Annotated in this window: 18 protein-coding genes and 4 pseudogenes; 12 read left to right on the plus strand and 10 right to left on the minus strand. The window is 72.4% G+C overall.

Features of this window, described 5'->3' with window-relative positions; all coding sequences use genetic code 11:
- Nucleotides 1–2: 2 nt before the first annotated feature.
- Together ACH47Z_RS05005 and ACH47Z_RS05010 are read right to left on the minus strand one after the other, a co-directional pair.
- On the minus strand, nucleotides 3–1,091 hold the full coding sequence (locus tag ACH47Z_RS05005; protein WP_399070597.1) for a hydrogenase expression protein HypE: 1,089 nt from the start codon (nucleotides 1,089–1,091) through the stop codon (nucleotides 3–5).
- Nucleotides 1,088–2,623, minus strand: coding sequence for a hypothetical protein (locus ACH47Z_RS05010; RefSeq protein WP_399070599.1), 1,536 nt, complete (start codon nucleotides 2,621–2,623; stop codon nucleotides 1,088–1,090). The genes ACH47Z_RS05005 and ACH47Z_RS05010 overlap by 4 nt, the downstream gene beginning before the upstream one ends.
- Nucleotides 2,624–2,978: 355 nt before the next feature.
- On the opposite strand from ACH47Z_RS05010, the gene ACH47Z_RS05015 reads away from it, so the two are divergent.
- The 3 genes and pseudogenes from ACH47Z_RS05015 (at nucleotide 2,979) to ACH47Z_RS05025 (ending at nucleotide 4,706) form a co-directional block, all read left to right on the plus strand.
- Nucleotides 2,979–3,650: a glycoside hydrolase family 11 protein gene (locus ACH47Z_RS05015; RefSeq protein ID WP_399070601.1), complete on the plus strand. Its 672-nt coding sequence runs from the start codon at nucleotides 2,979–2,981 to the stop codon at nucleotides 3,648–3,650.
- Nucleotides 3,647–4,339: pseudogene (locus tag ACH47Z_RS05020) on the plus strand (polysaccharide deacetylase family protein); the annotation flags it as partial. The gene ACH47Z_RS05015 and the pseudogene ACH47Z_RS05020, both read left to right, overlap by 4 nt.
- 163 nt (nucleotides 4,340–4,502) lie before the next feature.
- A complete protein-coding gene (locus ACH47Z_RS05025) occupies nucleotides 4,503–4,706 on the plus strand; it encodes an antitoxin (protein WP_399070603.1) in 204 nt (67 codons plus the stop codon).
- Between the two features lie 27 nt (nucleotides 4,707–4,733).
- On the opposite strand, the gene ACH47Z_RS05030 is transcribed toward ACH47Z_RS05025, so the two are convergent.
- Nucleotides 4,734–5,630: a LysR family transcriptional regulator gene (locus ACH47Z_RS05030; protein ID WP_399070605.1), complete on the minus strand. Its 897-nt coding sequence runs from the start codon at nucleotides 5,628–5,630 to the stop codon at nucleotides 4,734–4,736.
- Between the two features lie 61 nt (nucleotides 5,631–5,691).
- On the opposite strand from ACH47Z_RS05030, the gene ACH47Z_RS05035 reads away from it, so the two are divergent.
- On the plus strand, nucleotides 5,692–6,042 hold the full coding sequence (locus ACH47Z_RS05035; RefSeq protein WP_399070607.1) for a DoxX family protein: 351 nt from the start codon (nucleotides 5,692–5,694) through the stop codon (nucleotides 6,040–6,042).
- A 9-nt stretch (nucleotides 6,043–6,051) separates the two neighbouring features.
- On the opposite strand, the gene ACH47Z_RS05040 is transcribed toward ACH47Z_RS05035, so the two are convergent.
- The gene (locus tag ACH47Z_RS05040; RefSeq protein WP_399070609.1) at nucleotides 6,052–7,191 is read right to left on the minus strand and encodes a PP2C family protein-serine/threonine phosphatase; all 1,140 of its coding nucleotides are present in this window, start codon (nucleotides 7,189–7,191) and stop codon (nucleotides 6,052–6,054) included.
- Complete coding sequence (locus tag ACH47Z_RS05045) at nucleotides 7,188–8,282, minus strand: aromatic acid exporter family protein (protein WP_399070611.1); 1,095 nt, start codon at nucleotides 8,280–8,282, stop codon at nucleotides 7,188–7,190. Before ACH47Z_RS05045 ends, ACH47Z_RS05040 begins: the two co-directional genes overlap by 4 nt.
- 301 nt (nucleotides 8,283–8,583) lie before the next feature.
- On the opposite strand from ACH47Z_RS05045, the gene ACH47Z_RS05050 reads away from it, so the two are divergent.
- The 3 genes and pseudogenes from ACH47Z_RS05050 (at nucleotide 8,584) to ACH47Z_RS05060 (ending at nucleotide 13,501) form a co-directional block, all read left to right on the plus strand.
- Nucleotides 8,584–10,098 carry a hypothetical protein gene (locus tag ACH47Z_RS05050; RefSeq protein WP_399070613.1) on the plus strand — a complete coding sequence of 505 codons (1,515 nt, stop codon included), beginning with the start codon at nucleotides 8,584–8,586 and terminating at the stop codon, nucleotides 10,096–10,098.
- 108 nt (nucleotides 10,099–10,206) lie between these two features.
- Nucleotides 10,207–11,232: pseudogene (locus tag ACH47Z_RS05055) on the plus strand (ROK family protein); the annotation flags it as partial.
- A 463-nt stretch (nucleotides 11,233–11,695) separates the two neighbouring features.
- The gene (locus ACH47Z_RS05060; protein ID WP_399070615.1) at nucleotides 11,696–13,501 is read left to right on the plus strand and encodes an alkaline phosphatase family protein; all 1,806 of its coding nucleotides are present in this window, start codon (nucleotides 11,696–11,698) and stop codon (nucleotides 13,499–13,501) included.
- A 234-nt stretch (nucleotides 13,502–13,735) separates the two neighbouring features.
- Here ACH47Z_RS05060 and ACH47Z_RS05065 read toward each other — a convergent pair whose 3' ends face one another.
- The 3 genes from ACH47Z_RS05065 to ACH47Z_RS05075 form a co-directional block, all read right to left on the minus strand.
- A complete protein-coding gene (locus tag ACH47Z_RS05065; protein ID WP_399070617.1) occupies nucleotides 13,736–13,990 on the minus strand; it encodes a response regulator transcription factor in 255 nt (84 codons plus the stop codon).
- Between the two features lie 136 nt (nucleotides 13,991–14,126).
- On the minus strand, nucleotides 14,127–14,804 hold the full coding sequence (locus tag ACH47Z_RS05070) for a response regulator (protein ID WP_399070619.1): 678 nt from the start codon (nucleotides 14,802–14,804) through the stop codon (nucleotides 14,127–14,129).
- Entirely contained in the window at nucleotides 14,801–16,048 is a 1,248-nt protein-coding gene (locus ACH47Z_RS05075) for a sensor histidine kinase (RefSeq protein ID WP_399070621.1), read from the minus strand. The genes ACH47Z_RS05070 and ACH47Z_RS05075 overlap by 4 nt, the downstream gene beginning before the upstream one ends.
- Nucleotides 16,049–16,184: 136 nt before the next feature.
- Here ACH47Z_RS05075 and ACH47Z_RS05080 point away from each other — a divergent pair, with 136 nt between their 5' ends.
- From ACH47Z_RS05080 to ACH47Z_RS05090, 3 genes are all read left to right on the plus strand, one after another.
- Nucleotides 16,185–17,747 (plus strand): nitrilase-related carbon-nitrogen hydrolase, encoded by a 1,563-nt coding sequence (locus ACH47Z_RS05080; RefSeq protein ID WP_399070623.1) that lies wholly within the window; start codon nucleotides 16,185–16,187, stop codon nucleotides 17,745–17,747.
- Between the two features lie 145 nt (nucleotides 17,748–17,892).
- Nucleotides 17,893–18,930: a permease gene (locus ACH47Z_RS05085; RefSeq protein ID WP_399071367.1), complete on the plus strand. Its 1,038-nt coding sequence runs from the start codon at nucleotides 17,893–17,895 to the stop codon at nucleotides 18,928–18,930.
- Nucleotides 18,927–19,655 carry a TIGR03943 family putative permease subunit gene (locus ACH47Z_RS05090; RefSeq protein WP_399070625.1) on the plus strand — a complete coding sequence of 243 codons (729 nt, stop codon included), beginning with the start codon at nucleotides 18,927–18,929 and terminating at the stop codon, nucleotides 19,653–19,655. The genes ACH47Z_RS05085 and ACH47Z_RS05090 overlap by 4 nt, the downstream gene beginning before the upstream one ends.
- An 81-nt stretch (nucleotides 19,656–19,736) precedes the next feature.
- Here the strand turns inward: ACH47Z_RS05090 and ACH47Z_RS05095 are convergent.
- Nucleotides 19,737–19,901 (minus strand): annotated as a pseudogene (locus tag ACH47Z_RS05095) (pyridoxamine 5'-phosphate oxidase family protein); the annotation flags it as partial.
- Nucleotides 19,902–19,979: 78 nt separating this feature from the next.
- On the opposite strand from ACH47Z_RS05095, the gene ACH47Z_RS05100 reads away from it, so the two are divergent.
- Together ACH47Z_RS05100 and ACH47Z_RS05105 are read left to right on the plus strand one after the other, a co-directional pair.
- Nucleotides 19,980–20,636: a hypothetical protein gene (locus ACH47Z_RS05100; protein ID WP_399070626.1), complete on the plus strand. Its 657-nt coding sequence runs from the start codon at nucleotides 19,980–19,982 to the stop codon at nucleotides 20,634–20,636.
- A gap of 936 nt (nucleotides 20,637–21,572) precedes the next feature.
- Entirely contained in the window at nucleotides 21,573–22,301 is a 729-nt protein-coding gene (locus ACH47Z_RS05105; protein WP_399070627.1) for a beta-glucanase, read from the plus strand.
- A gap of 495 nt (nucleotides 22,302–22,796) precedes the next feature.
- Here the strand turns inward: ACH47Z_RS05105 and ACH47Z_RS05110 are convergent.
- A pseudogene (locus ACH47Z_RS05110) lies at nucleotides 22,797–23,228 on the minus strand (M56 family peptidase); the annotation flags it as partial.
- Nucleotide 23,229 lies beyond the last annotated feature (1 nt).

The following is a 23,229-nucleotide window of genomic DNA, read 5'->3' on the forward strand; positions in this document are numbered from 1 at the left end:
TGTCAGGCACGCCAGTGCGGGTCGTAACCGCTGGTCAGCTTGCGCTTGTTGTGCCGCCACCGCGGCTCGTGGTTCACCATGTCGTTGGTCAGCCCGCGCAGCCGGCGGATGACGGCGCCGTACGGCTTGATGACGAGCGACGACAGGGTGCTGCCGGGCGGCTCGTCCATGAACGGCATGAAGGTGTCGGGGAAGCCGGGCATCGTGCAGCCGATGCAGATGCCACCGACGTTGGGGCAGCCGCCGATCCCGGCCATCCAGCCCCGCTTGGGGACGTTGCAGTTGACGACCGGTCCCCAACACCCCGTCTTCACCAGGCACTTGGGGGAGTTGTAGTCCAAGCCGAAGTCGGCCTGCTCGTAGTACGCGGCCCGGTCGCACCCCTCGTGCACGGTCTTGCCGAACAGCCACTGCGGACGCAGCATGTGGTCCAGCGGCGGCGGGGGAGCGGCACCGGCCGCGTGCTGGAGCACCCAGATCAGGGTCTCCATGAAGTTCTCCGGCTGGATGGGACACCCGGGCACGTTGACGACGGGCAGCCCGCCCTGCGACCGGTAGTCCCAGCCCAGGTAATCCGCGAGGCCCATGCAGCCGGTCGGGTTGCCCGCCATCGCGTGGATGCCGCCGTACGCCGCACAGGTCCCGGCGGCCACCACCGCCCAGGCCCTGGGCGCCAGTTGGTCGATCCACCAGTTGAGCGTCTGCGGCTCGCCCGTGTCCGGGTCGTTGCCGAACGACGTCCAGTAGCCGTCGCCCTTGATGACGTTCTGGTTCGGGACCGAGCCCTCGATCACGAGGACGAACGGGGTCAGCTCGCCGCGTGCCGCCGCCCGGTACGGGGCGAGGAAGTCCTCGCCGCCCAGGCTGGGCGAGAGCACCTTGTTGACGAGATGGACCTTCGGCAGGCCCGGGATGAGACCGAGCACCACGTCCTCCAGCGACGGCTGGTCCGCAGCGGTCAGTGAGACGGTGTCGCCGTCGCAGCTCATGCCCTCCGAGATCCAGAGGATGTGGATCTCGTCGAACCCGTCCCGCGCCTCGGCCCCGCCGGGCTCGTCGCGCACCTCGGTGGCACCGTGCTGTGTCGTCATGTCTGCGCCCTCCGTTGCAGCCGGTCCCCGAGTGGTTGACGGGCCGCCGGGTCCGGGCCGTCCGCGGGTGCGAGCGGTTCGAGTTCGGCGGGCCGGAAGTAGTGGAAACGGCCGTACCAGCCGTGCAGGTCGGCGGCGGGATCGCCGTCGACCGTGACGGCCAGGTGCACGCTGCCGTCCACGTCGTGAAGGACCGCTGCGACCTGCGCGGTCCGCCCCGCCAGGAACATGTCCTGGGCGTCCGTACCCCGGCCGCGCGGGCACAGCCGCACCCGGCTGCCGGAACCGACGGGCACCCCGCCCACGAGCACGGAGTCGGTGGTCGGGGACAGCCCCTCTTCCCCGCCCTCCTGCCACCACGCGGGCCGCCCGGAAGCCGGGGGGTGAGCGCGGGCCGCTGGGGTCGGTGCGGTGGTTGCTGGGGGGTGCGTGGGGGTTGCGGTGGGCCGTGTGGGGCTTGCCGGGATTTGCGCGGGAGCCAGGGAACGGATCGCGCCGTGCAGCCCGGCGAGGACCTCCTGGGGCAGCGTCTCCACCCGGTCGAGGATCTGCGCGGCCCGTGTGTCGGTGGCCCGCGCCTCGGCCTTCTCCTCCTCGGTCAGTAGCATCGTGCGCAGCGTGAGGATCTCGTCGATCTCCGCCGCGTCGTGCAGATCACCGGGACTCTCCGGCGCGACCTGCGGAAAGTCCGGCAGGATGATCGGCGCGGAGAGCAGCACGGCGCCCGTGCCGTCCGTCCGGGGCGCGCCGCCCAGTACGGGGAACGTGAACGCGTTGCGGCAGCCGCGCGCGTGCTCCGCGAGGCCCTCGGGCGGATCGATCAGGGACACGAACTCCACGCCGTCCCCGCCGACGAGGGTGTGCGTGGCGATCAGTGCCTGCCGCAGCGCCTCGCCCCGGGGAGCCCGGGGATCCGGCAGCTCGCCGGTGTTCTCGGTCCGCACCCGCAGCCGGTACAGGTCCGGTGCGAGCGGCTCGGCGGCCACCGTCGTACGGGCCCGTACCTCCCGGCACCGCCGCACCGTCCGCCCGGCGTCCGACGGCAACGGCTCGTACTCCGTGCCGGCGGGCGCGCCGACCTCGCCGGTGCGCCCGCCGCGCAGCAGGTCCCGCAAAGGCAGCACGAGTTCGGTCTCGCGCGGCACCGCCTCCTCGAACGACAGATGCGCGGCACCGTCGGCCGACCGCAGTGACGCGACCGGGCGGTGCCGGCCGTCACCGCCGGCCGCCTCGACCTGTTTGTCCCGCATCTGCAGGTACCGCACCCGCACCCGTACGACCGCGTTGGCCCGCAGCACCCGCAGCAGGCACTCGGTCCGCTGGTACCAGGAGTCCGCGGAACCGGCGATCCCGGGCTCGACGGGGCCGTCCCGCTCCGCCCAGGCGCGCGGCAGCAGCACCCCGAACTGCCACCGGACCCGGTTCTTCGGCGAGGACCGGCGGTACGGATAGAGCAGGTAGCCCTCGTAGAGCACCGCGTCCGCGACGGCGCCGACCTGGTCGAAGGCCTCGGGCCCGACTCCGTCCGTCATGCCGCCTCCTCGTCACCGGTGTACCCGCGGATCTCTATCCCCCACGGTCACACCCGTCACGGCCGCTCGCCCCTCCGGAGGACCGTCATTGGGCCGCTCAGGGGACGACGAACAGCGCTTCGAAACATTCGAAGTATGGAGATCGAATTACGATCTTGCTGTCTGCGATGCTGGCAATCTTGTTGAAGTCTCCCCTTTGGCAAGCCATTTGAACTGCTGAAACAAAGATCTCGCCACTTGTTCGCCTAGACGAATGTTTCGAAATAATCACCGAAACTGTTGACAGATGACATGCCCAGACCAACACTCCCCACCAAGCCACACCCGCACAGGCCATACGAGGAGGAGGCACGACATGAACGCGTTCGATCACGTACTGAGCCGCAGGAGCGCGGGCGCCCTGCTGCTGGGAGCAGCGGCCGGGCTGGCCCTGCCCGGCACCGCCCGCGCCGCCACGGTCATCACCACGAACCAGACCGGCACCAACAACGGCTACTACTACTCGTTCTGGACCGATGCACAGGGCACGGTCTCCATGACCCTGGGCAACGGCGGCAACTACAGCACCAACTGGCGCAACACCGGCAACTTCGTCGCCGGCAAGGGCTGGAGCACCGGCGGACGCCGGAGCGTGACGTACTCGGGCAGCTTCAACCCGTCCGGCAACGGCTACCTGTCCCTCTACGGCTGGACGTCCAACCCGCTCGTCGAGTACTACATCGTGGACAACTGGGGCACCTACCGGCCCACGGGCACGTACAAGGGCAGCGTCACCAGCGACGGCGGTACGTACGACATCTACCTGACGACGCGGTACAACGCCCCGTCCGTCGAGGGCACCAGGACCTTCAACCAGTACTGGAGCGTACGGCAGTCGAAGCGGACCGGCGGCACCATCACCACCGGCAACCACTTCGACGCCTGGGCCCGCGCCGGGATGACCCTCGGCAGCTTCAAGTACTACATGATCCTCGCGACCGAGGGGTACCAGAGCAGCGGCAACTCCAACATCACGCTGACGTCATGAGGGCCGTACGACCGCTCTCGTCACGCTCGGCGGCGGCGGCCGCCACCGCCGTCGCGCTGGCCGCCGCCGGCGCGCTCACCGTCGGCGCCGCCCCGTCCCACGCGGCCGGCTGCTCCGGCTACGTCGGACTCACCTTCGACGACGGCCCGTCCACCGCCCACACCCCGGCCCTGCTGGCCGCCCTCAAGCAGTACGGGCTCCGGGCCACGATGTTCAACGAGGGCCGGTACGCGGCCGCCTATCCCGCCCAGGTGCGGGCCGAGGCGGCCGCCGGGATGTGGATCGGCAACCACAGCTACACCCATCCGCATCTGACCCAGCTGAGCCAGGCGCAGACCGACTCCGAGATCTCCCGCACCCAGCAGGCGATCGCGGCGGCCGGCGGTGGCACGCCGAAGCTGTTCCGCCCGCCGTACGGCGAGACCAACGCCACGGTCAAGGCGGTGGCCGCCAAGTACGGGCTGACGCAGGTCATTTGGGACGTCGACTCGCAGGACTGGAACGGGGCGAGCACCGACGCCATCGTCCAGGCCGTGTCCCGGCTGACCAACGGCCAGGTGATCCTCATGCACGAGTGGCCGGCCAACACGCTGGCCGCGATCCCGCGCATCGCCCAGACACTGGCGAGCCGTGGCCTGTGCGCGGGCATGATCTCCCCGCAGACGGGCCACGCCGTCGCCCCCACGGGCTGAACCGGCCCACGTCCCCGTTGGTGCGGCGGTCCGGTCGCCGTACCAACGGGCTTCGCGCGCTCGCGCCGTCCCCGATGCTTCGAACGCCGCCTTCCCCGCCCCCGCCCGCATGGGATCATGGTCCAGGTCCGCCCAGGCAGCCGACGGAGAGGAACCGCACATGTTCGATGCCTTGAAGAACCTCAAGGACAAGGTCGAGGACATCGCCGAGGAGCATGGCGACAAGATCGCCGACGGGCTGGAGAAGGTCGGCGACTTCATCGACGACCGCACCGACGGCAAGCACAGCGACAGGATCGACACGGCCGTCGACAAGGCGCAGGACTTCGTCGAGAAGCTGGGCGAGAACGGCAAGAAGCACTGACCCCAGGTCCCTGCCCTCCCGCACCGGTCACGGGGAGCGCGCGAGGTCGAGGCAGCAGCGCACGAAGTCCCGTACGACCGGATTCCGGTCGTCGGCCGGGGCCCAGGCCACGCCCACCCGCGTCGGACTCACTCCCGTGACCGGCCGGTAGACCACGCCGGGGCGGGCGTAGAACCGCGCGGCGGACTCGGGCGCGAGGGCGATGCCGTAGCCGCTCGCGATGGCGCTCAGCCAGTCGTCGGGCTGCTCGGTGACCGCGCCGACCCGGACCGGCCGGCCCTCGCGCTCGCCGGCGGCCAGCCAGTGCTCGCGCCAGGCCCCGGTCTCCTCCGGCGCGGCGACGAACGGCTCGTCCCACAGCTCGCGGAAGGCGATCTCGGTGCGCCCCGCGAGCGGATGCCCGCTCGGCAGCGCCACCCAGCGCGCCTCACGGAACAGCACCTCCACCCGCAGCGCCTCCTGCCCCGGGAACGGCAGCCGGAGCAGCGCCGCGTCCACCTCGCCGTCGGCCAGGCCCGCGCTCGGGTTCGTCCAGGCCGCCTGCCGGAGTTCGGCCCGCCAGCCGGGGCGCCGCCGGGCGAACTCGGCGACGATCTCCTGCGTCGCCTCGTTGGCCGCGCTCGCCACGAACCCCACGCGCAGCACCCGCGCCGAACGCCTGCCGGTGGCCTGCGTGGCGCGCAGGGCGTCGTCCCAGGAGGCGAGCAACTCCGGTACCCGGCACGCGAGTTCACGGCCCGCATCCGTCAGTGCCATCCCGGCGCGCGAGCGGTCGAAGAGCCGTACGCCGAGCTGGTTCTCCAACTGGCGGATCTGCTTGGTCAGCGCCGGCTGGGACACGAACACGCGCTCGGCGGCACGGGTGAGACTGCCCTCCTCGGCGACGGCGCGGAACGAACGCAGCAGACGCGTGTCGACATCCATTCCCACAGGTTATAGACGCTGGTATTGGACGGCATGCCGGCCGTCCGGTGAGGGTGGAGCCATGGATATCGCCTATGTGCTCGTCACCTGCGCGGCCGTCCTGGCCAACGGGAGCATCGCGGCCGCCGACATCGCGAAGGCGCCGTTCGTGCTCGCCAACTCGGCCGAGGTCGGCGTGCCACGCACCTGGCTCCCGTCGCTGGCACTGCTGAAGGCGGCCGGAGCGGTCGGGCTGCTCCTCGGCCTGTTCGGCGTACGCCCCCTGGGGATCGTGGCCGCTGCCGGACTGGTGCTGTTCTACGCCGGTGCGATGACCGCCCATGTCCGGGCGCGCGTGTTCCACAACATCGCCTTCCCGGGTCTGTTCCTCGCGCTGGCCGTGGGCGCGCTGGTCCTGGCGGCGGCCCGCTGACCAGTGCCGTCACGGCAGCCGTTCCAGGGCTACCAGGGCCGCGTCGTCGCCGAGGTCGCCGCGGACGTGGTGCAGCAGGTCACGGCGCAGGGCGGCCACCATCGCCTCCAGCGGCCGGCCCGCGTGCGCGCGTACCCGGGCGGTCAGGTCGTGGAAGCGGCCATGGCGGTCGCGGGCCTCGATGAAGCCGTCGGTGTACAGCACGAGACGGTCGCCGGGCGCGAACGGCACGTTCTGCACGGCGAGTTGGGTGTCCAGCAGATCGCCGAGCCCGAGCGGCGCGCCGGGGCGGTCGGGTTCGCAGGGCCGTACCTCGCCCGCGCGGACGAGATACGGCTCGGGATGGCCGCAGTGCACGATGCGGGCCACGGACTCGCCCGGCGGGAACTCCATCAGCAGCGCCGTCGCGAACCGCTCCGTGAACAGGGCGTCCTGCCCCCGGCCGTCGGTCTCCGCGAGGTCCGGCGCGCCGTCCAGCGCGGCGATGTGCCGCCGGGCCCGGGCGTCCAGCCGCTCTGCGGCCCTCGTCAACGACGGCTCCCGACAGGCGAGTTCACGGAACGCGTTGAGCAAGATCGAGGTGGCGCCGACGGCCGGCAGCCCCTTGCCCCGTACGTCACCGATCAGGATCCGGGTGCCGTACGGCGTGTGCAGCGCCTCGTAGAAGTCGCCGCCGATCCGCGCCTCCGACTCGGCCGGCAGGTACACACCGGACAGGGCGAGCGAGTCGACGCGGCGGGGCAGCGGATGCATCAGGGCGCGCTGCGCGGTCTCGGCGACGGAGCGGACCTGTCGCAGCTGCCGTTCCCGGCGCTGCCGCAGGGAGCATGCGGCCAGCGAGGTGAGTCCGACCACGAACAGACTGCCGAGCGTGACGTCCGCGTCCGGATGCCCGCAGCTCCCGGCCTCCCACCGGAGCAGCACCGTGATCACGAGCACGGCGGACGCGAGCACCGCCGTCGCCCACCGGGGGAGCAGGACGGCGGCCAGCACGGGCACGGCGGCCAGGATCGGTGTGATGTGCAGCCAGTCCGGGGTGAGCAGATCGGTGACGGTGACGACCGCCATGAGCAGCACGGGTGCCGAGACGATGAACGCGCGTACCGGGATGGGCGGGGTGGTGAGGTGATCGGTGGGGTGAGAGGTCATCGTCGCGGGGTGGGCCGTAGCGGGTCGAGGATCCGGTGGGAGCGTGCGGACGGGGCGGGCGCCGGTTCCGACAGACAGGTCAGGGCCGACTCCAGGGGCCGCAGCAGACGCTGGTCCGTGGCGGCACCGGGCGGGGGATCGCAGCCGGGGGCGCCGAGCCGGGCGAGGGCGTGGGCGTGCCGGGCGGCCGGCAGCGCGGGGTGCGGCCGGCCGCCCCGGCAGGAGTAGGCGCACAGGGCCGTCGTCCGCAGCAGGCGCGCGTACGGCCGGGAGAAGCCCGAGTCGTCGGGCGCACCGGACTCCGTGTCGAGCAGGCGGCCCGTCGTGGTCACCTGCCCGGCCACACCGCTCAGCGTGCGCAGCACCCGGTGGTCCAGGTGCCAGCGGTGGCGCCGGGCGGTCGGCCGGAGGTTCCAGCGCAGGCTCTCGTGTGCCTCGTCCACGGCGGTGCGGGCCCGGGTGAGAGCCGTGTCGAGGTCGTCCTCCCAGGCCGGCCCGAGCACGCTCCGTGGCCGCTCCCGTCGTACGACCGCGTCGGCCAGGCCGTCGAGGTGCCGCGCGACCAGCAGCCGCAGCTCCTCCAGGGCCCGCTCGGCGGACCGCACGCGTACGGCGGGGAAGAGCAGCGCGCCGCACGCCAGGCCGAAGCCGATGCCGAGCACGATCTCCACGAGGTGGGTGATCAGCTCGCTGTGGTGGCGGCCGCGGACCAGGACGAAGGTGATCAGGGCGGTCATCGGGACGTGCAGGCCGTGGTGGCCGAGGAAGCCGTGCCGGGCCAGCAGCACGGAGACGAAGGCGACGAGCACCAGTCCCGCCATGCCGGGCCCGGCGTACAGCGCGCCGGGCACCGCGACGAGGGCGCCGAGCAGGCATCCGGCGGCGTACCGCGTGGCGGCGCCGATCGTCGCCGCCACGGTCGTCTCGACGACGAGCAGGGCCGCGACGGCGCCCGCGTAGGGGTCGGAGACATGCAGCAGCAGTACGCAGGCCTGCCAGGTCAGCCCGGCCGCCACGGCGGCCCGCGCCGCCTCGGCCCATCCGGCCCGGCGGATCCGGGACATGAGGGCGGACAGCTGTGCGCTGTGCATGACGGGGTCGTCTCCCTTCCACCAGTGATTCCGGCGGGGCCGTCGAGCCGCCCAGGATAAACGGACAAATGGGGCAGGTGGCAAATAAGGGTGGTGTAGGGACGGCTGTTCACATCTCAAGGGAACGGCCGGTGTCCGCGCCCCTTTCGGGTCGGTTCAAGGGACCGTAAAATGCGGGTCCGCAGCCATGGGGGCGCTGCTGATGGGGGGAGCGGTCATGTCCGCAGGTTCATACGGTCCGTACGGCGGGAACGGCTCGGAGCCATGGCCCGGGACACCGCCGATACCGCCGATACCGCCGATGCCGTCGAGTCCGCCGCTCGCGCCGCCGGACGCCTGGCGGGCCGCCGGGGTCGCCCTGCTCAACCTGAGCGGTCTCGGCCTGGGATACGTGCTGCTGCGACGCCGGCTGCCGGCCGCCGTGTGCTGGGCGGCGACGGCCGCGCTGCTGCTGGTGGCCCTGCCCGCGGACGCCGACGGAGTGCCCGGCGCCGCGCTCGCCGGCTACGCCGTACTCCTGCTGCTCGCGGCCGTCCACGGCGGCATCGTCGGACGCCGCACCCGGCTCGCCTGGCCGGGCAGAGCGCCCCTCGCCGTGCTGCTGGGCGTGGCGCTGCTCGCCGTACCGGCGGGCGGCGCCCTCTGGTACCAGGACGCCCACCACGAGGCGGTCGAGCAGGCCCTGCTCGACCGCCTCGACCGGGCCGACCGCCTGGTCCAGGCGAGCGGCCGGCAGCCGTTCACCACCGCCGAGTCCGGCTACCGTTCGGCCCTGGCCGTCTACCGCGACCTCGCGACGAACCACTCCGGCTCCCGCGCGGCCGGGCGAGTCCCGGACAGCCTGCGGACCTACTACACGACGGTCGGCGCGCCCTACGGCCGCCAGGAGTACTGCGAGGCCGTCGAGCCGCTGAAGTATCTGCGCACGGTCCCCGACGCCATGCCGAAGCAGCAGCTCGGATCGCTGGCCCGCTGGCCCGACGACCGGCTCGCCACCTCGCTCTACGAGTGCGGCACACAGCGCCTCACGGCCGGCGGGACCGACTGGGACGCCCGCTTCGGCGACCTGCTCACCACCTTCCCGAAGTCCGCGCCGGCGACCAAGGTGGCACCCGCCCTCGACTCGGCGGTGGCGAAGGCGGAGAAGGACGTCCGGGGCGGCCAACCCTGCGCCGCCGTCGAGCGGTTGCGCGACCTGGACACGCGCATCGGCGGGCTGTCGAAGTCGTCCGGCGACACGGACGGCAGCCTGGCCAAGGCCGCCGGACGCGCCGGGCGGAGCGGTGACGCGGGGGAGTACGCCTGCGGAGTCGCCCAGTACAAGAACGGCGACTTCGACGCGGCCCAGAAGACCATGGAGCAGTTCGTCGCGGACAACAAGAACGACGGGAACGTGGCCCGCGCCAAGAAGATCGCCATAGCCGCCGAGGTCGCCCAGACCCTCCCGCAGGCCGGCAAGCAGCTGCCCACCACCGCCTCCGGCGGGAGCATCTCCGTCACGGTGAAGAACGACAGCCCGCACGACGTCACCGTCCTCTACACGGGCCCCGTCACCGGCAGCTTCACCCTCAAGGCCTGCGGCGGCTGCACGTCGTACACCCTCGCCGACACGCTGCTGACCGGGTTCAAGCCGTGCAACGACAGCGGCAAGGACTACCCGCAGCGCACCCTCAGCCTGCCGGTGGGCACCACCTACTTCGTGCACAAGCCCAACGGTGGCAGTACGACCCCGGCTTCGGACACGGCCAAGCTGCGGTCCGGCTACATCTACACGGAGTGCGCCTACACCACGCGGACGCTGGGGTCGAGTTACTGACCTGCCTCCTGCTGCCGTCTGCCCCTGCCTCCTGCCCTTTGTCCTCGGAGTCCCTTCGAAAGCCCGGTACTGGTGGCCGAAACGGGCGGGGAGGGGCACGTGAGACGCATGACGGCTCGACCGGCGAACGCCCATCAGGCCCGCCTGCTGAAGCTGCTGCGGGACGGCGGCCCCAACTCCCGTGCCCAGCTGGGCGACCAGGTCGATCTGTCCCGGTCCAAGCTGGCCGTGGAGGTGGACCGGCTGCTGGAGACGGGCCTGGTGGTTGCCGACGGACTCGCCGCCTCGCGCGGCGGCCGCCGCTCCCACAACGTCCGGCTCAGTCCCGACCTCAGGTTCCTCGGGGTCGACATCGGCGCGACCTCGGTCGACGTCGCCGTCACCAACGCCGAACTGGAGATCCTCGGCCATCTCACCCAGCCGCTGGACGTCCGTGTGGGACCGGTCGCGGTCTTCGAGCAAGTCCTGGACATGGCCGGGAAGTTGAAGGCAGCAGGACTCGCCGAGGGCTTCGACGGGGCCGGCATCGGCGTCCCGGGACCGGTCGACTTCCCCGGGGGCGTGCCGGTCGCCCCGCCGATCATGCCCGGCTGGGACGGCTTCCCCGTACGGGAGGCGCTCAGCCAGGAACTCGGCTGCCCGGTCATGGTCGACAACGACGTGAACCTCATGGCGATGGGGGAACAGCACGCCGGAGTCGCCCGCACCACGGCGGACTTCCTCTGCGTCAAGATCGGTACCGGTATCGGCTGCGGGATCGTCGTCGGCGGCCGGGTCCACCGGGGTACGACGGGCAGCGCCGGCGACATCGGCCACATCCAGGCCGTGCCCGACGGCCGCCCCTGCGTCTGCGGCAACCGGGGCTGCCTGGAAGCCCACTTCAGCGGCGCGGCCCTGGCCCGGGACGCGACGCAGGCGGCCGGACAGGGGCTGTCCGCCGAACTCGCGGCGCGACTGGCGGCGAACGGCACCCTGACCGCCGTCGACGTCGCCGCCGCGGCCGCCGCGGGCGATGGCGCCGCACTCGACCTGATCCGTGAGGGCGGCACCCGGGTCGGCCAGGTCATCGCCGGACTCGTGTCCTTCTTCAACCCCGGCCTGGTGGTGATCGGCGGCGGGGTGACCGGCCTCGGCCAGGCGGGCCTGGTCACCCGCCACGACAAGCGCTGCCCGCTGTTCCACGCCAAGGACGGGGTCGTCAACACAGGCAACGGGATGGGCTACGACATGGTCCCGTTCGGCACCGGAGACATCGACTACCGGTCGTTCTTCACCCGCGTCGGGCACCGGAACCATCACAACCCGATGGTCGAGCAGGACAACGCCCCGAGCGCGACCGACCCGGGCCGGTCCCTGCGACACGCGGCGATCGGCTACCGCAACCTGGCGGCGCTGCGCCGGTAGCGGTCCGTACGGCGCGCGGTCTCCCCGGCGTGTGAGAGGAGGCCGCACGCCCTGAACTTGTCTGGTCAAGTTTGGTCCTGGTTCTTCCGCTCGACAGCGGCGCCCGCTACTCATGTCCCGTTCGTTGCGCACAGTCAGGCCGTGCGGACACCGCTCCGCACGGCATCCTCACCAACGGGACGAGGTACCACGTATGCGACCGTGCTGGAGATCCCTGGTCGGGCTGCTCGCCCTCCTCGGCGCACTGATCGTCTCCGCTCCCGCGCCCGCGCAGGCGGCCGGGAGCAGTGGCAATCTCATCGTCAACGGCGATGCGGAGAGCGGCGGTTACTGCACCTCCGACTGGTCGGCCGCCACCACGGTGCCCGGCTGGACCACCGAGGCCGGCGGCATCGACGTCATGTGCCACTCCGTCGCCTCCTTCGGCCTGCCCGGCGACGGCAACACGCCCGGCAAGGCCTTCTTCGGGCCGGGCAACCTCGGCGACGGGGCGATGACCCAGACCGTCGACGTGTCCTCCGCCGCCTCGGCCATCGACGCGGGCGGTGTGCACTACAACCTGGCCGGCTGGCTCGGCGGCTGGACCACCTACAGCGGCTATGTCGCGGTGAGCCTGCACTTCCACGACGCCGGCGGACACCCCCTCGGCGCCACCGCCAAGCTGCCGACCGTCTCCGCGTCCGACCGGGGCCTCGCCACCGAGTTCCTCGCGCGCAGCACCACCGGCTCCGTGCCCACCGGCACCCGGTCCATCCAGGCCGAGGTGCAGTTCCTGTCGACGAGCAACGAGACCGGCTACCTCGACAACCTCTCCCTCACCCTGGACACCCCGGTCACCGCACCGGCCCCGCTTGCCCCGCCCGTCTCCAAGGTTCCGGGCTACGACCACGTGTTCATGGTCATGATGGAGAACACCGACTACTCCGAGGTCATGAACGACCCGGCGGACACGCCGTACATGCACAGCCTCATGGCCCAGGGCGCCACGCTCACCGACCACCACGCCGTCTACCACCCGAGCGACGAGAACTACCTCGCCGTCGCGGGCGGTGACACCTACACCAAGGGCGCCACGTACTTCCCGAACATCAACTCCCCGGAGCGCAACCTCGGCGACACCATCGAGGCGGCAGGCAAGACCTGGAAGGCGTACGAGCAGGGCATGGGCACGCCCTGCAACACCAAGAACAACAACGACAGTTACTACGAGCCGGACGACGCGCCCTTCATCAACTACACCGACATCAGCGGTGACGCGGCCCGCTGCGCGGCCCACCTGGTCGACACCTCGCAGCTGACCACCGACCTGAAGTCCGCAGCCGCCACGCCGAACTTCTCCTGGATAGCCGCCGACGACTACTACGACGGCGAGGCCTCCGGCAACGGCAACGCCACCAGCCTGAAGACCCAGGACGGCTGGCTGAAGCAGACGCTGGCTCCGGTCCTGGCCTCCCCCGCCTGGACGCAGCAGCGCTCGCTGCTCATCCTGACCTGGGACGAGAGCCAGAACGAGGCCTACGACCACGTGGTCACCACGCTCGTCGGTTCCCAGGGCAGCGTCCCGGCCGGCACCAGCAGCCCGGCCCACTACGACCACTACGGCATCGCCCGCACCATCGAAGCCGCCCTCGGCCTGCCCGGCCTCACCGCCAACGACACCTACGCCACGCCGCTCAACGACGCGTTCGTACCGTCCACCGCGACGGTACCGACCCTCACCGGCGGCCTGAACGCGGTCGCGAACGGCGGCAACATGACCTTCCGGTACGCGGTGCCGTCGGCGGGCCAGGTGAACGCCAAGAACTGGATCGGTGTCTACCCGGCGGGCGTCACCCCGGGCAAGCAGTCCTCGCTGACCTGGTCCTACGCCCCGAACGCCAGCGGCGCGCTGACGTTTTCGACAAGCAGGACGGGCGGCACAGGGACGTACGACGTGTACTACCTGGCCGACGACGGCTACTCGGTCCTCGCCGGACCGTTCACCGTGACCGTCGGCTGACAACCTACGGCGCTCGGCGCACCGGACGCGACCGCGGCAGCCGGTGGTCGCGCGCGAGCGGCGCGTCCAGGACCCAGTCGGCGTCCCCGTGCGCACGCGGGGCGCCGGCCGGCCGGGGCCGCCGGACCACGGCGGCCTGCACGGGTCAGCCGAGGCGGCCGGGGATGCCCGGACGACTCGGCGAGCAGGTCGGCCGCGAGACACTCCCGGAGAGGTGACACCACAGCATGGCGGTCACAGGCCCAGGGCGATGGCCGCGCGGGTCAGCTCGGCCGTGTTGGTGATGTTGAACTTGGCCCGGATGCGGCGCAGGTAGGCGTCCACGGTGTGGGTGGACAGTCCCATGTGGCGGGCTGTCTGGAGGTAGGTGCGGCCGGCGGCGATGTGCCGCAGTGTCTCCCGCTCGCGCGGTGCCAGCGTGGGCTGGGGAGCGGGGGCGGAAGCGGGCGCGGGAGCTTCGGAGTGCGGTGCGGCGAGAGTGGCACTCATGAGGCTGTCCTCCGACGGGATCTGTCCGATTAGGGTGGTTTGCCCTTGTTCCTCCACTTTGTGCGCCGTACTTCATGAGCCTGTCCGCCGACTGTCACAGGCGTGTCACAGGGACCGGGGACTGGTTTGGATCATGTCAGGCGAGACCGGTCCGGTGGGCGTACAGGGCCGCCTGGACCCGGTTCTCCAGGCCCAGCCGGGTCAGGATCCGGTTGACCCGGCTCTTCACGGTCGCCTCGCTCAGCCCCAGGTCCGCGGCGATGCGGGCATTGGACAGCCCTCGCGCGACCAGCACCAGGACCTGGATCTCGCGCTCGGTGAGCGTGCCGTCGAGCGGTGCCGGAGCGGGCGTGGGCGCCGTCGGCAGCAGCGCGGCCGGCAGCGCGGTGACGGTGTCGACGAGGCGCCGGGTGACCGTCGGGGCGAGGACGGTCTCGCCGTCGGCCGCCATGCGGAGGGCCTCGGCGAGCTGCTCGGGCCGGCTGTTCTTCAGCAGGAAACCGACGGCCCCGGCGCGCAGGGCCGCGTGCACGTACTCGTCCAGGTCGAACGTGGTCAGCACCAGCACGCGTGGCGCCGGCCCCGGACCCGGCCAGTCCCGGACGATCCGCCGGGTCGCCTCGACGCCGGTCGTGCCGGGCATCCGTACGTCCATCAGCACCACGTCCGGGCAGAGCGCCACGGCCTGGGCGACGGCCTGCTCGCCGTCGGCCGCCTCCCCGACGACCGACAGGCCCTCGCGGCGGTCGATGACGAGACGCAGCGCGGTCCGCACGATCTCCTGGTCGTCCACCACCAGCACGCGTACGGTCACCGGTCCCCCCGGGGAGCATGAGGCACCCGCGCGGACAACACGGCGTACAGCCGCCAGCCGCCGTCCGGACGCGGCCCGGCGTCCAGCTCGCCGTCGAAGGCCGCCACGCGCTCCCGCATCCCGACGAGCCCCCGTCCGGTACCGGGCACCGGCCGGTGGCCCGGGGCCGGTGGATCGTTGTCGACCTCGATCGTCAGCCGTGTGCCGTCACCGTGCACCGCGATCCGTACGGCGACCGGACCGGCGTGCTTGACCACGTTCGTCAGCGACTCCTGGACGACCCGGTAGGCGGAGACCTGCATCCCGGCGGGCGGCGCCGACCGTCTGTCCACCTCGTCCACCTCGACGGCACAGGTGACCCTGCATCCGGCCGAGGCGGCGACGCCGACGAGCTGGTCGAGACGGTCGAGCGACGGTTCGGGGGCGAGGCCCCGCTCGCCGTCCCGTTCGCCGAAGGAGAGCAGCCCGAGCAGCCGGCGCATCTCGGTGAGCGCCGTGTCGGCGGTGCGCCCGATGACGCCGACGGCCTGCGCGGCCTCCTCCCGCTGGAGCGGACCGGAGACGAGCACGTCCTCGGCCGCCCGCGCCTGGAGGGCGATCGCGCTGACGTGATGGGCGACGACGTCGTGCAGATCGCGCGCGATCCGGGCACGCTCGGTGAGCACGGCCTGGCGCGCGTTGAGCTCCCGCTCGGCCGCGAGTCGCCGGTTCAGCTCACGCAGCCGGGCCGCGTCGGCGTCGATCCGGCGCCGCCCGAACCCCAGCAGCCAGGCCAGGGCGAAGAAGAACACGAACGTCGTGACACTGATCGGCTCCAGCGAGCCGAGCCGCGGCCGCTCCCAGTGCCCGGTCAGCGCGTCCGTGACGGCGGCCGAGACAAGGCTGAGCACGGTGAGCGGCGCACTCGCCGACGCGGGCCTGCGGCGGGCCAGGGCGTAGACGCCGAGCATCAGCAGAAACGGCCCCGGCACCTTCGTCGGGACCGGGCCGAGCGCCTGGAAGAGGACGTACAGCCCGGTCATCGCGAGCAGCACGGCTCGCGGCGCCGTCCGCCGCCACAACAGCGGCACGGTCTGCGCACCCCACAGCGCCACCCCCCAGCCGGGCGGCCCGGGCGTCCGGTCCACCACCGTGGCCATGTCGAACAGTGTGAGTCCGCCGACCCACACGGCATCCGTCAGCCGGGGTCGGCCGGCGAGCCGGCGCAGGGCGGCTCCGGGCAGGGCGTTCACCTGGATGGTCATCTCGGTCGTCAGGCTAGACGACCCGGTGAGCGCAGCGGATCCACCGCAGGGCGCGCATCGAAAGGTGCGTCGGCGCGCCCAGGATCGGCATCGAGCCCGAGGCGCCGCCGAGGCGGCCCGCCCTAGCGTCCGGGACATGACGAACACAGCCGTACAGCCGCCGTCTCAGCCGACGACGGACCAGCCCCCGCCGACGACAGGCCGGTCCCCGCAGCGGACGCCGGCCCGCACACACACCTGGCCCTTGCTGCCGCTCGGCACCGCGGCGATGCTCTTCGCGGTCGGCGGCCGGTGGGACATCGCGGCCGCCGCCTGGCTCTTCCCCGTCCTGCTGCTGCGCTTCAGCCGCCTGAGCCGCGCCTGGTCCGGAGCGCTGTGGATCTGGGCGGCGCACCTCGCGGCGGCCGTCTTCTGGGTCCAGGAGTCGGCGATCGGCTTCAACCCCGTGGTGCTCGCCGGAGCCCTGGCCCTGGCCGCCCTGCAGACGCTGCCGTTCCTCGCCGACCGACTCCTCGTGACGCGCCTGCGTCCGGCGTGGGCGGCGCTGGTCTTCCCGGCCGGTGTGGCCGCCGTGGAGTTCCTGATCACCCTGGTGTCCCCGTTCGGCACGGCGTACGGTTCGCTGGCCGTCACCCAGCACGGAGACCTCCCGCTCCTCCAGGTCGTCTCGGTCACCGGCCCCTGGGGCATCGGCTTCCTCATCGCCTACGTCGCGAGTACCGTCAACCGCCTCTGGGAGGGGGCTACCTGGCGGCGCGGCGCCCTCGCCTGCACGGCCGTCCTGCTCGGTGTGCTGCTCGCGGGCGGCGCCCGGCTGGCCTTCTTCCCGCCGCAGAGCACGACCGTACGGATCGCCGGTATCACCCCGGCCCGCACCGTCACCGACACGCAGAAGGCCACGTTCGCCCGGGTCGCCGACGGCCGCGGGGGAGTGGCCGGCGCCCCCGCCGCCGCGGTGCGGCCCGCGATGAGGGCCGTCGAGGACGATCTGCTCGCCACCACCCGCCGCGAGGCCGCCGCCGGCGCGAAGATCGTGATCTGGCCCGAGAACGCCGTCCGGACCCAGGAGGCCGACGAGGCCGCCGCCATCGCCGCCGCACGGCGCGAGGCCCGCCGCTCGCACGTCTACCTGGAGATCGGCGTCCGCGTGTACAGCACCACCCCGCCCGCCTACGGCAAGGACGAGGCACTCCTCATCGACCCGAGCGGCAAGGTGCTCTGGACCTACCAGAAGGCCCACCCCATCCCCGGCTCGGAGAAGTACACGCCCGGCGACGGCCATGTCCCCGTCGTCCGCACCCCGTACGGCCGCCTCGCAGGCGTCATCTGCTACGACGCCGACTTCCCGGCCCTGATGCGCACCCGGGCCGACATCATGCTCGTCCCCTCGCACGACTCGAAGGAGTACGGCGCCGCGCACACCGACAAGGCCGGCCTGCGCGCAGTCGAGAACGGCTACGCCCTGATCCGCCAGGACGCGGAGGGCGTCTCGACCGCCTACGACAGCACGGGGCACGTCCTCGCCACCTCGGACTACTTCACCACCGGCCGGCAGACGATGGTGGCCGACGTCCCCGTGCACGGCGTCCGGACCGTCTACGACCGCATCGGGGACACCTTCGCCTGGCTCTGCCTGGCCGCGCTCGCCGCGCTCACCGCCACGGCCATCGTCCGGCCCCGGCGCCCGGCGGACCGCTGAGACGCCACGCGACGGCCCCTGGGACCGGGCATCGTCCACCCATGGGGCCCAATCCTCGCCCGGGTTGACCGGTCGGCGGCGTGTACGCGCGGCCGGGCCGCGGCTCTCGCTTATCGTCGGCCGGACACCGACATCCGGAGTGATGATGGAAAAAACGGATGAACTGGTTGGTGTGGCCGAGGGCGTGCCGGTCGTACCCGTCGATCCGCCCGTGCGCCGCATCCGGCCCTGGCTGCACGGCGCCGCTCTCGCGATCGCGGCCGTCGCCGTCGCCGTACTCCTCCTCACCAATACCCCGTGGCTGCACCAGCCGGCCGTCCAGGCCTGGCGCACCGTCTGCCTCGCCATCACCGTCCAGGCGCTCCCCTTCCTGCTCCTCGGCACCGCGCTGTCCGGCGCCATCAACGCCTTCGTGCCGGCCGGTCTGTTCACCAAGGTCCTGCCGAAGCGGCCCGCCCTTGCCGTCCCGGTGGCCGGCATCGCGGGCGCGGTACTGCCGGGCTGCGAGTGCGCCTCCGTCCCCGTCGCGGGCAGCCTGATCCGGCGGGGCGTGACCCCGGCCGCCGCCTTCGCCTTCCTGCTCTCCGCCCCGGCCGTCAACCCCGTCGTGCTGACCGCCACCGCCGTCGCCTTCCCGGGCAACCCCGCCATGGTCGCCGCCCGGCTGATCGCCTCCCTCGCCACCGCGGCCGTGATGGGCTGGCTGTGGCTCTGGCTGGGCAAGGAGAAGTGGCTGCGCCCCATGCCACGGCACCGGCACACCGGCCACCGGCCCGGCCACGCCCGCTGGAACGAGTTCCGGCTCGCCTTCCAGCACGACTTCCTGCACGCCGGCGGCTTCCTGGTGCTCGGCGCGATGGCCGCCGCCACCTTCAACGTCGCGGTACCGCGCTCCGTCCTCGACACCTTCTCCGGCTCGCCCTGGCTGTCGGTGCTCTTCCTGGCCGGGCTCGCCGTGCTGCTGGCGGTCTGCTCGGAGGCCGACGCGTTCGTCGCCGCCTCGCTCGCCGGGTTCTCGCCGACCGCCCGGCTGGCCTTCATGGTGGTCGGCCCGATGGTCGACCTGAAGCTGATCGCCCTCCAGGCGGGCACCTTCGGGCGGGCGTTCGCCTGGCGGTTCTCCACGGCCACCACCGCCGTGGCGGTCGCCGCGAGCGTCCTGACCGGAGGCGCGCTGCTGTGAGACGCCCGGTACAGACCCTGCTGCTGACCCTCACCGGCATCGGCCTGCTGCACACGGCCCTGTTCACGGACATCTACCTGCGCTACGTCAAGGCCGGCCTGCGCCCGCTGCTCATCGTCTCCGGCGTGGTCCTGCTGCTGCTCGGGCTGGCGTCGGCGGTCATCGGGGACGGACGGCGGCACACGCACCACGAAGACCACGGTCATGTCCACTCCGGGGCCCCGCGCATCGCCTGGCTGCTGTTCCTCCCGGCGCTCAGCCTGCTCTTCTACGCTCCGCCCGCGCTGGGCGCGTACACGGCGGCACGCTCGAACACCAAGCCGGTCACTGTGCAGAAAGGTTTCGCTCCGCTGCCCGCGACGTCCCCCCTGCCGCTGACCCTCACGGACTTCACCAAGCGCGTCCAGCAGGACCGCAGCCTGGCCATCAGGAGCCGTACCGTCCAGCTCACGGGCTTCGTCACCCCGGCCGGGGACGGCGACGGCTGGTACCTGACCCGCATCATCTTCACGTGCTGCGCCGCCGACTCACAGACCGTCAAGGTCCGCGTGTACGGCACCGAGGCACCCCCCGCCGACACCTGGCTCGCGGTCACCGGCACCTGGCATCCCCGGGGTGCCCTCGGCACGAAGACCGCGCAGGCGGCGCTGGACGTGACGGACACCCACCCGATCGCCCAGCCGGTGAACGCCTACACGGACGATCTGCCGCTCACCCCGTCGTAGTCCGGAGTACGGCCTTCCGCCGGCCCGTCGCCGAGCGGCACGCCCGTGACCGGGCGGGGCCGGATGCGCACGGTCCAGCCGCGGGTGGACGGCCGGCACGGCCCGGCGGGTGAAGACGATCCTGTCCAGGGACACACTGCCCAGCAGCCGCAGCGCCTCGACCCGGTCGAGGTCGACGCGGCGCGGGCGGAGCGGCACCGCGGGGGATCGGTGCCGCTCCTGACTCCACTCTGGCCCGTCTCGCACGGTCCCGGCCAGTGCCCTTCGGTCCTGGTTCGGGTGGCTTCCTCACTCATGCCGCCGCGATCCCGATTGAGGTGCACGATGGAGTGGTGGCACCCGTCGTACGCCCGGCGCGGTGGAGAGGAGGCGGTGACGATGGCCCGGACACCTCCCACGACAGTCACCCCGGTACGGCTGTGGCGGTGGCGGCGCAATCCACTGCGCCGGCACAGCGACGTCGTCGAGGCCTGGATCGTCCTTGCGACCTGGGTGCTCGCCGTTCTGTGCGGGGTCGTCGCCGGCCTCGCCGCGGCGCATTCCGCCGACTCGACGTTCTCCGCCCGGCGGGCCCAGGTGCACGCGGAGCACGCCGTGATCACCGACGACGCGGCGCGCACCCCCACCAACGGGACCGGCTACGACGACGGACGGGTCTGGGCCACCGTGCGCTGGACGGACGCCCGCGGCGTGGTCCACACCGACCGGGCGAAGGTCACCCCCGGCGCCCCCGCCGGTTCCCAGGTGACGGTCTGGACGAACCGCGCGGGGCGCGTCGTCTCCCCGCCGGTCACCGGCACCGCGGCGGACATCCAGGCAGCCCTCACCGGTGCCCTCGTCGCCCCGTCGGCCGGCGCGGCCGTCTGGGTCGTGGGCTGGGGCATCCGCACCCGGCTCATCCGGCGGCGCATGGCCGAGTGGGACGAGGAGTGGAAGCAGATAGGGCCGAGCTGGGGGAACCTGAGCGGCGGCCGCGGCTGACCAGGTGACACCGGTCCACCGGGATCCGTGCGGCCTCCGGTTGTCCCTGGGATCCGCGTCGCATCCGAGCCTCATGGCATTCAGGCGGCGTCAGACCTTTCCCCGGATCCGGGCTGCCCGGCCTCTCCGGGCATTCGCGTGGCATCCGGCCCTTCCCGGGATCCACGCGGGACCCGCCCTTTTCCCGGATCCTCCTGACATTCGCGCGGGACCCGCCCTTTCCCGGATTCCGGCGGCACCCGGTATTTCCGGCATTCAGGCGGCGTCCGGCCCTCCCCGGTATCCGCGCGGCGCCCGGCCTTCCCGAGTCCGCGTGGTGCGTGGCCGATGCCGGCGCCCATGTGCCAACCCGCGCTTTCGGGATCCGCGTGGAGCTGGGCCCCTTCCGGTATTCGCGGGGCATTCGGCCTTCCGCGTCCCGCGTGGCGTGTGGCCGATGCCGGTATCCATGGGTCGCCCCGTGCTTCCGGGATCCGTGCGGAGCTGGGCTCTTTCCGGTGTTCGCGGGGCATTCGGCCTTCCGCGTCCCGCGCGGCGTGTGGCCGATCCCGGTATCCACGCGTGACCCCGTGTTTCCGGGATCCACACGGAGCCCGGCCCTTCCCGGCGCTCACATGGTGCGCTCGGTCCTCCCGCGAATCCACGCAGCCCCAGCCCTTGCCGGGCATTCACGCGGCACATGGCGTTTCCCGGACACGGAAGGGCGGGAAGGGCCAACCCGCTTCTCGCGGATCCGGATTGCGCGGTGCGCGGTTCCCGGCCGCTTCTCCGCGTCTGTCTCGGTCCTTCCCGCCACTACCAGCACACCACGGAAACCTCCGGCCCACCAGGGGCGTACGGCCCCGGCATCACGACCATGTCACTCGAAAGGGTCGTTCCTGTGCCGCGCGGGCCGTACGAGCGCATGACCGGACCCGGGGCGGTGAGACCTCTGTCATGGAGACACCGGCTTCGGGGCACCCACTCCCGGCCCAGCGCACCCCGTCCGAGCCCGCCATCGTGTTCACGGCGGACTTCACCTCCGCCCGCCAGTGGGTCGCGGGCCGTTCCTGGGCGTATCCCGGCGGCGGCCCGGTGAATCCGGGCGACGACAAACTCGACCACCTGGTGTCCGACCCCTCCTACTCCCGCTCCGGCGTCTTCAAGGCCACCCGGCGCCCGGACGGCGACTGGGACACCGGCCTGCTGACGACCGAGGGCAGCGAGGAGGCCTTCACAGTCCGGTCCGGGGACGTGCTGGAGGCCCGGGTACGGCTGCCCCGTGAGGTCGGGGCCTGGCCGGCGATCTGGACCTGGCGTGACGGTGACCAGGAGATCGACGTCTTCGAGTACCACCCGGACCACCCGGACCTCCTGGAGTTCGGCAACCACGTCCGCCGCGCCGGCGCCTCTTTCCGGGACGCCGCCGTCAGCCCGGGGGCCTGGGTCGATCTGCGCACCGAGTTCGGGGCCCGCTCCGTCGTCTGGTCGGTGAACGGCGCCAAGGTCTTCGCCGACGGCCGGGGCGTGGGCCACCACTGGCACGCCCACCTCATCGTCAACCTCTCGGTCTCCGCGGGCCGTTACCACCCCGCCCCCGCTCCGGAGACGACCGAGATGACGTGCGAGGTGACCGGTCTCGTCGTACGCCGCCCCCAGCCGGCCGACCGGATGCCGGTCGACTGACGACGGCCCCGGCTGGATCCGGTAGCAGGAGAACGACGAGCACCGACGGCATGCCCCTCCTGGCCGCCACCGCGGTCGGAGGCCTGGCGTTCGTCGCCGTACGCCCCCACGGCCCACCGCGTGCCCCGGCGCCCGCCCCCGTCGGCCCAGGCTTCCGTGCGCCCACCCGCCTCACCCGAACGGTAGAGTGGCCGACCGGCAGCACTCGGTAACTTACCGTGATCATTGCTGGTCAACCCTGCGGAGGCGTCGACATGTCCACCCCGTCCACTGGCTCCCGCTCGCTTGCGCCGATCGAGGTCGGCCCGGGCGACGACCGTTACGAGGCGCGCCGCCGGGGCTTCAGCCAGCGGTGGATCGCCACACCGGATCACGTGGTGGTGGCCACGAGCACGGCCGACGTCGTGGCCGCCGTGAACGCGTGGCTGGCCCGGCATCCGGGCACCGGGACGCCGCCGCGCCGGATCACCGTTTGGTCCGGCGGCCACTGCTACCGCGCGGCCCGCCCGGCAGCGCGTAGGCGTACGGCCGGTCGTCGGGCAGTACGGCGACCGGCGTGGCCGGCAGCCCCTGGAGTGCTGCGTGGGCCCGCCGCCGCATCCGGTGATGGCCGAACAGGGCGCGGCCGCAGGCGGCGACGACCGCGAGCAGCGCGGGGATCGAGGCCTTGCCCGCGACCTCGTGCCGGGGCACGCTCTCCCGCACCTCGGGGTCCGACCAGCCGTCCGGCAGGGGGTTGCCGGGCAGCTGGGCCGTGCCGACCACCATCAGCAGCGCCAGGCACACCGTGCTGCACAGTGCCATGACCGTGGACACCCACGTCAGCAGTACGGTCGCGGTGCGCGGGTGGAGGCGCTGCTCGGCCAGGCGGGCGACCGGCCAGGACGTCAGCGGCAGGACCAGGGGGAGGAGGACGAAGATTCCCATG

Origin of the sequence: Streptomyces sp. NPDC020192 (genome assembly GCF_044388685.1) — a bacterium.
Classification (GTDB): Bacteria; Actinomycetota; Actinomycetes; order Streptomycetales; family Streptomycetaceae; genus Streptomyces.

Bases quoted from the DNA above. Each gene is read 5' to 3' on its own strand.
- ACH47Z_RS05005 (WP_399070597.1), bottom strand. From the start codon at position 1,091: ATGACGACACAGCACGGTGCCACCGAGGTGCGCGACGAGCCCGGCGGG.
- ACH47Z_RS05010 (WP_399070599.1), bottom strand. From the start codon at position 2,623: ATGACGGACGGAGTCGGGCCCGAGGCCTTCGACCAGGTCGGCGCCGTC.
- ACH47Z_RS05015 (WP_399070601.1), top strand. From the start codon at position 2,979: ATGAACGCGTTCGATCACGTACTGAGCCGCAGGAGCGCGGGCGCCCTG.
- ACH47Z_RS05025 (WP_399070603.1), top strand. From the start codon at position 4,503: ATGTTCGATGCCTTGAAGAACCTCAAGGACAAGGTCGAGGACATCGCC.
- ACH47Z_RS05030 (WP_399070605.1), bottom strand. From the start codon at position 5,630: ATGGATGTCGACACGCGTCTGCTGCGTTCGTTCCGCGCCGTCGCCGAG.
- ACH47Z_RS05035 (WP_399070607.1), top strand. From the start codon at position 5,692: ATGGATATCGCCTATGTGCTCGTCACCTGCGCGGCCGTCCTGGCCAAC.
- ACH47Z_RS05040 (WP_399070609.1), bottom strand. From the start codon at position 7,191: ATGACCTCTCACCCCACCGATCACCTCACCACCCCGCCCATCCCGGTA.
- ACH47Z_RS05045 (WP_399070611.1), bottom strand. From the start codon at position 8,282: ATGCACAGCGCACAGCTGTCCGCCCTCATGTCCCGGATCCGCCGGGCC.
- ACH47Z_RS05050 (WP_399070613.1), top strand. From the start codon at position 8,584: ATGCCGTCGAGTCCGCCGCTCGCGCCGCCGGACGCCTGGCGGGCCGCC.
- ACH47Z_RS05060 (WP_399070615.1), top strand. From the start codon at position 11,696: ATGCGACCGTGCTGGAGATCCCTGGTCGGGCTGCTCGCCCTCCTCGGC.
- ACH47Z_RS05065 (WP_399070617.1), bottom strand. From the start codon at position 13,990: ATGAGTGCCACTCTCGCCGCACCGCACTCCGAAGCTCCCGCGCCCGCT.
- ACH47Z_RS05075 (WP_399070621.1), bottom strand. From the start codon at position 16,048: ATGACCATCCAGGTGAACGCCCTGCCCGGAGCCGCCCTGCGCCGGCTC.
- ACH47Z_RS05080 (WP_399070623.1), top strand. From the start codon at position 16,185: ATGACGAACACAGCCGTACAGCCGCCGTCTCAGCCGACGACGGACCAG.
- ACH47Z_RS05085 (WP_399071367.1), top strand. From the start codon at position 17,893: ATGGAAAAAACGGATGAACTGGTTGGTGTGGCCGAGGGCGTGCCGGTC.
- ACH47Z_RS05100 (WP_399070626.1), top strand. From the start codon at position 19,980: ATGGAGTGGTGGCACCCGTCGTACGCCCGGCGCGGTGGAGAGGAGGCG.
- ACH47Z_RS05105 (WP_399070627.1), top strand. From the start codon at position 21,573: ATGGAGACACCGGCTTCGGGGCACCCACTCCCGGCCCAGCGCACCCCG.